The organism is Streptomyces sp. FH025 (assembly GCF_017427025.1).
In the GTDB taxonomy this organism is placed as follows: domain Bacteria; phylum Actinomycetota; class Actinomycetes; order Streptomycetales; family Streptomycetaceae; genus Kitasatospora.
Genome location: NZ_JAFLNG010000499.1, coordinates 1 through 5835 on the forward strand (window position 1 = coordinate 1; position 5835 = coordinate 5835).

The following is a 5835-nucleotide window of genomic DNA, read 5'->3' on the forward strand; positions in this document are numbered from 1 at the left end:
CCGCACGCCCCGCAGGCGGACGCGCCCTCCACCGAAGTCGCCCCGCACGATGCGCAGTTGGCCATGGACCGCGTTCCCCCCGCTCGACGAGTTCCTGGTCCCCCAGGGAGCCCGTTTATCCCATCGGATCCGAACGGATGTCAACCGGGAACCCCGGCGGGCGGGTTGGCCCGCCGGGTGGGTTCAGCCGCGCTTCTTCGGGACCTCCGGGACGGGCAGCAGCGGCAGTCGCAGCGCGCCGAAGGCGCCCTCCGGAACGGCCGGTCGCACCGGCGCCACCGGGGAGACCCGCAGGTAGGCCTCGCCCTGGGCGGGGCGCCGGTCCGCCTCGCCCTTGTTGGGCCACATCGACATCGCGCGCTCGGCCTGCGCGGTGATGGTGAGCGAGGGGTTGACGCCGAGGTTGGCGGAGACGGCCGAGCCGTCCACCACGCTGATCCCGGGGTGCCCGTACAGCCGGTGGTACGGGTCGACCACGCCGGTCTCGGGGGTGTCGCCGATCGAACAGCCGCCGAGGAAGTGCGCGGTCATCGGGATGTCGAAGATCTCGCCGACGGTGCTGCCCGGGAAGCCGTTGATCTCGTCGGCCAGCGCCTGGGCGCCCTGCTCGGCGGCCGGGATCCAGGTCGGGTTGGGCTCGCCGTGGCCCTGGCTGGAGGTGAGCCGGGCCTTGCCGAGCGGGCCCTTCTTCAGTGAGACGGTGATCGAGTTGTCCAGCGACTGCATCACCAGGCCGATGATCGTCTTCTCGGACCAGCCGCGCTGGTCCATCGAGCGGGCGAAGGTCACCGGGTGGCGCACCGAGTTGCCCAGGTAGCGCAGCCAGCGCGGGGTCCGTCCACCGCCCCGGACCTGGGCTATCGACAGCGCGCCCATCGCGTTGGAGCCCTTGCCGTAACGGACCGGCTCGATGTGGGTGTTGGCGTCCGGGTGGATCGAGGAGGTGATCGCCACGCCCTTGGTGAAGTCCGCCTTGGCGCCGTAGCGCCGGTCGGTGGTCTGCGCGCCCACCAGCGCCTCGGAGTTGGTGCGGGTCAGCTCGCCGAGGCGGGCGGAGATCCGGGGCAGGTGGCCGGTGTCGCGCATCCGGTGCAGCAGCGACTGGGTGCCGTAGGTGCCGGCCGCGACCACCACCCGGGCGGCGGTGATGGTCCGCGCGCCCGCCTTCACCCGGTCGGTCCTGGAACGGGAGTCGGTGCGGCGCACGTCCACCGCGAAGCCCTCTCCTCGCTCCCGGATCCGGGCCACCGTGGTGAGCGGGTGGATCTCGGCGCCGCCCTTCTCCGCCAGGTGCAGGTAGTTCTCGGTGAGCATGTTCTTGGCGCCGTGCCGGCAGCCGGTCATGCACTCGCCGCACTCCACGCAGGCCTTGCGGGCCGGGCCGGCGCCACCGAAGTACGGGTCGGCGACCTCCTCCCCCGGCGCGGCCTTGGCCGTTCCTCCCCCAGACTCCGTCCGGGAGGTGCCCCCAGCGTCCTTGCCGTCCCCGAAGAAGACTCCGACCGGCGCCATGTGGAAGGTCTCGCCGACGCCCATCCGCTCGGCGGCCGCCTTGAGGTGGACGTCCGAGGGCGTGACGGTCGGGTTGAGCCGGACCCCGAGCATCCGCTGCGCCTGGTCGTAGAACGGCGCCAACTCCTCCTGCCAGTCGGTGATGTGGCGCCACTGGCGGTCCTCGAAGAAGGCCTTCGGCGGCACGTACAGGGTGTTGGCGTAGTTCAGCGAGCCGCCGCCGACCCCGGCGCCGGCCAGGATCAGCACATTGGCCAGCAGGTGGATCCGCTGGATGCCGTACAGCCCGAGCTGCGGCGCCCACAGGTAGTTCGGCAGGTCCCAGGAGTTCCGGGGCAGTTCGTCCCGCTCGAAGCGCCGCCCGGCCTCCAGGACGGCGACCCGGTAGCCCTTCTCGGTCAGCCGCAGCGCCGCGACCGAACCGCCGAAGCCGGAACCGACCACGACCACGTCGTAGTCGAACTCGGCCGAATCGCCGGACTCCACCATCTGCCACTGCTCCTTCGGGGTCTGAACGTGCCCGTGGGGCCCGCCTGTCGGGCTGACCTTTGAAAAACCGGCCGGTCGCGACTACTTGAACCGCAACGCCTTGAGCACCCGCAGCCCGCCGGTCATCACGGCGGCGAACTGCCTGTCGTCCAGGCCGAACGAGGGCGCGATCGGCATCACCCGCTGGGTCGCGATGGTCTGCGCCTCGGTGAAGCGCAGGATGCCCTCGGCGCCGTGCCGCCGGCCCAGCCCCGAGTCGCCCATGCCGCCCATCGGCGCGCCGACCGAGCCGTACGCGGCCGCGTAGGACTCGTTGACGTTGACCGTCCCGGTGCGCAGCCGGGCCGCGACCGCCCGGCCGCGCCGCAGGTCCCTGGTCCAGACGCTGGAGTTCAGGCCGTACGGCGTGGAGTTGGCGGCGGCCACCGCCTCCTCCTCGGTGTCGAAGCGGTAGACCGAGACGACCGGGCCGAAGGTCTCCTCGCCGCAGACCGCCATCCCCGGGGTCACCCCGTCGAGGATGGTCGGCTCGTGGAAGTACGGGCCGAGCTCGGGCCGGGCCCGCCCGCCGGCCAGCACGGTGGCACCCGCCTTGACCGCCTCCTCGACGTGCCGGGTGGTGGTGTCCAGCTGGCGGGCCGAGACCAGCGAGCCCATGTCGGCGCCGTACGCGAGCCCGCCGCCGAGGCGCAGCGCCCGGGTGCGGGCGACGAAGCGCTCCAGGAACTCCTCGGCGACCGAGCGGTGCACCAGCAGCCGCTCGATCGAGATGCACAGCTGCCCGGCCGAGGAGAAGCAGGCCCGTACGGCGCCCGCGGCGGCCGCGTCGAGGTCGGCGTCGGAGAGCACCAGCATGGCGTTCTTGCCGCCGAGTTCGAGCGAGGCGCCGACCAGCCGGGCGGCGGCGCGCTGGGCGACCTCGCGGCCGGTGCGGGTGGAGCCGGTGAAGGAGACGTAGTCGGCGTGCTCGACCACGGCGGGGCCGATCACCGGGCCGTCGCCGATCACCACCTGCCACAGGTCGGCGGGCAGCCCGGCCTCGATCAGCAGCTCACGGGCCCACAGCGCGGTCAGCGCGGTCTGGGTGTCGGGCTTGTTGACCACCGCGTTGCCCGCCACGAAGGCGGGCAGCAGGTCCCCGATGCACAGCTCCAGCGGGTAGTTCCACGGCGAGATGTGGCCGACCACGCCCTTGGGCCGGCGGGCCTCGACGGTGTGGGTGAGCACCGGCAGCGCGCCGCCGCGCCGGCGGTCCTTCAGGTAGCCCTGCGCGCCGCGCCCGTAGTGGCGGGCGGCCATGGCGACGGCCATCACCTCTTCGAAGGCGTGCAGCCGGGCCTTGCCGGTCTCGGCCTGGACCAGGTCCAGCGCCTCGTCCTGACGCTTGAGCAGCAGGTCGTGGAAGCGCAGCAGGACGGCGGCTCGGCGGCGCACCGGCAGCGCGGCCCAGGCGGACTGGGCGCGGCGGGCCAGCTGGAAGGCGACCTCGACGTCCGCCGGGGTGGACCGCGGCAGACCGGCCAGCCGCTCGCCGGTCAGCGGGGCGACGGTCTCCACCACGCTGGGCTCACCGGTCGCGGTGACCCCGGCGGCCAGCCGGGTGACCAGCGACGGCGGGACGGCGGCCGCGACGGTCCGACCGCCGCCGGGGGCTGCCGGGTTGCCGCCCTCGGGAGAGGCGCCGGCGTGCTCGGTGGCCACTGCATCTGCTGTGAGGTCCGACATACGGCGCAGCCTAGGCCTTCGGCGCCCGGCGCGGTACCCGTCGGTAACAAGAATCTGCCGCAGTCGGACGAAAGCGGGCGCTCCGGGCCCGGGCCTCCGTGCTAACGGGTCGGCGTGAAGCTGTTGAGCACCGTGTGGAAGCGCTGAAGGGCCTCGTTCCACTCGTTGCCCTTGTCCGGGCTGGACGAGTAGATCGCGTACGCGGTGCCGTCCTCGTCGATGAACTCGGCCTCGATCGCGTGCCGCCGGCCGCCCTCCTTGGCCGCGTAGCTGAACTCCCAGACGGCCGCCTCGTGGCCGTTCACCGCGGCGCCCGCCATCCGGTGCTGCTTGTAGTCCTTCAACGACTTGGAGACGCTGGCCTCCATCTGCCGCATGTGGTCCATCGGCTTGATCGACTGCCCGACGGTCACCGCGAACTGGAGGTAGTGCACCCTGTTGTCGGGGCTGTAGAAGATCTGGTTGCTGTCCGTCCCGATGCTGCGCTGCCAGGTCGGGTTCGCGGTCGGCACCGGGATGCGGAAGCCGGCCGGGTCGTCGACCCAGTGGTAGCCGGCGGGCGCGGGCGCATCGGGGCCGGCGCTGCCGGTCGGCTCCGGCACGGCCGTCTCGACCGGCCCGGACGGCGTGGGGTCGACCGGCGTGTCGGTCACCTGCCGGGTGGCGAAGAAGGTCGCCGCGGCCGCCAGCAGGCCGACCGCCACCGCGACGGCGACGAGCTTCATCCGGCTACGGCGCTTGGCCGGACCACGCGCGGGCGCGACGGAGTGCGCGACCGGCGTACCGACGGTGCTGTGCGCCTGCGATATGACGGACCCGCCCCCGGCGGTGTCCTGACCGACGGACGGGACGGCCGTCGGGGGCAGGTCCGTGTCCTCGGTCTCCTCCGCGGCCCCGACGGGCCCCTGCTCGGTCGGCTCCTCCGAGCCCTCCAGCGGGTTCCGCGCCGTGTCCGGCGCCTCGCTGCGGTCCACCACCGGCACCGACTGGGTCGGCATGCGCATCGACGGGACCGACTTCAGTCCTATGGTGTGCCCGGCCTGCACCTCGGCCAGCATCCGGGCCGCCTCGTCGGCGGTCGGCCGGTCGGCCGGGTCCTTGGCCATCAGCGCGGCCAGCACCGGCCCCAGCGGCCCGGCCCGGCGCGACTCCGGCAGCGGCTCGTCGACCACCGCGGCCAGCGTGGTGATCGGCGAGTCCCGGCGGAACGGCGACTGGCCCTCGACCGCCGCGTACAGCGTCGCCCCGAGGCCCCACAGGTCGGAGGCCGGGCCGGGCCGCTCGCCCTGGGCGCGCTCGGGCGCCAGGTAGTCCGGCGAACCGACCAGGTCACCCGGCCGGGTCAGCTCGGTCGAGCCCTCGTACTTCGCGATGCCGAAGTCCAGCAGCACCACCCGCCCGGTGCCGCGCTCCAGCAGCACGTTGGCCGGCTTGACGTCCCGGTGCAGCACTCCGAGCTGGTGGCCGCGGTGCAGCGCGGCCAGCACCTGGCTGCCGACCTCGGCGGCGGCGCGCGGCGGCAGGGTGCCGTCCTGGCTGATCACATCGGCCAGCGAGCGGCCGTCGACCAGCTCCATCACGATCCACGGCCGGCCGTCCTGCTCCAGCACGTCGTGCACGGTGATCACGCCGGGGTGCTTGATCCGGGCGGCGGCGCTGGCCTCGCGCTTCATCCGGGTGTGCAGGATCTGGAGGTCCTCCTCGGGCAGGTGGTTGACGGTCAGTTCCTTGACCGCGACCTCCCGGTCCAGCATCCGGTCCCAGGCCCGCCAGACCGTGCCCATCCCGCCGCGACCGAGCCGCTCGCCGAGCTCGTACCGCCCGGCCAGCAGCCGTTCCGCCTCGGCCGCCTCCGGCCGGTCCTGCACGCCCATCGGCGACCGCTCCCCCTCTCACGTCCATCTGCCGTCACCGCGACGGATCGCCTGGTGCAGACCGCTGTTCGAACAAATCCCACGGACACATTAGGCGCACCTTGCCCACCCCGGTAATCACGCCCGCCCACCGGACCGTCACACCGGTGCCCCGCAGGGCCGTCAGCCTGCGAACAGCACCACCGCGGCCACCCCCAGCACCAGCAGCACGAACACGGCGCCCACCAGCAGCGGG

General features: G+C 73.3%; 3 protein-coding genes. All 3 read right to left on the reverse strand.

The window, feature by feature from the left end:
* Positions 1–183 precede the first annotated feature (183 nt).
* The 3 genes from J0670_RS27740 to J0670_RS27750 all read right to left on the reverse strand — a co-directional run bounded on the left by J0670_RS27740 (position 184) and on the right by J0670_RS27750 (position 5600).
* Complete coding sequence (locus tag J0670_RS27740; protein WP_207814434.1) at positions 184–2001, reverse strand: GMC oxidoreductase; 1818 nt, start codon at positions 1999–2001, stop codon at positions 184–186.
* Positions 2002–2082: 81 nt separating this feature from the next.
* Positions 2083–3726 carry a succinic semialdehyde dehydrogenase gene (locus J0670_RS27745; protein ID WP_207814435.1) on the reverse strand — a complete coding sequence of 548 codons (1644 nt, stop codon included), beginning with the start codon at positions 3724–3726 and terminating at the stop codon, positions 2083–2085.
* A gap of 101 nt (positions 3727–3827) precedes the next feature.
* A complete protein-coding gene (locus J0670_RS27750; RefSeq protein ID WP_207814436.1) occupies positions 3828–5600 on the reverse strand; it encodes a serine/threonine-protein kinase in 1773 nt (590 codons plus the stop codon).
* Positions 5601–5835 lie beyond the last annotated feature (235 nt).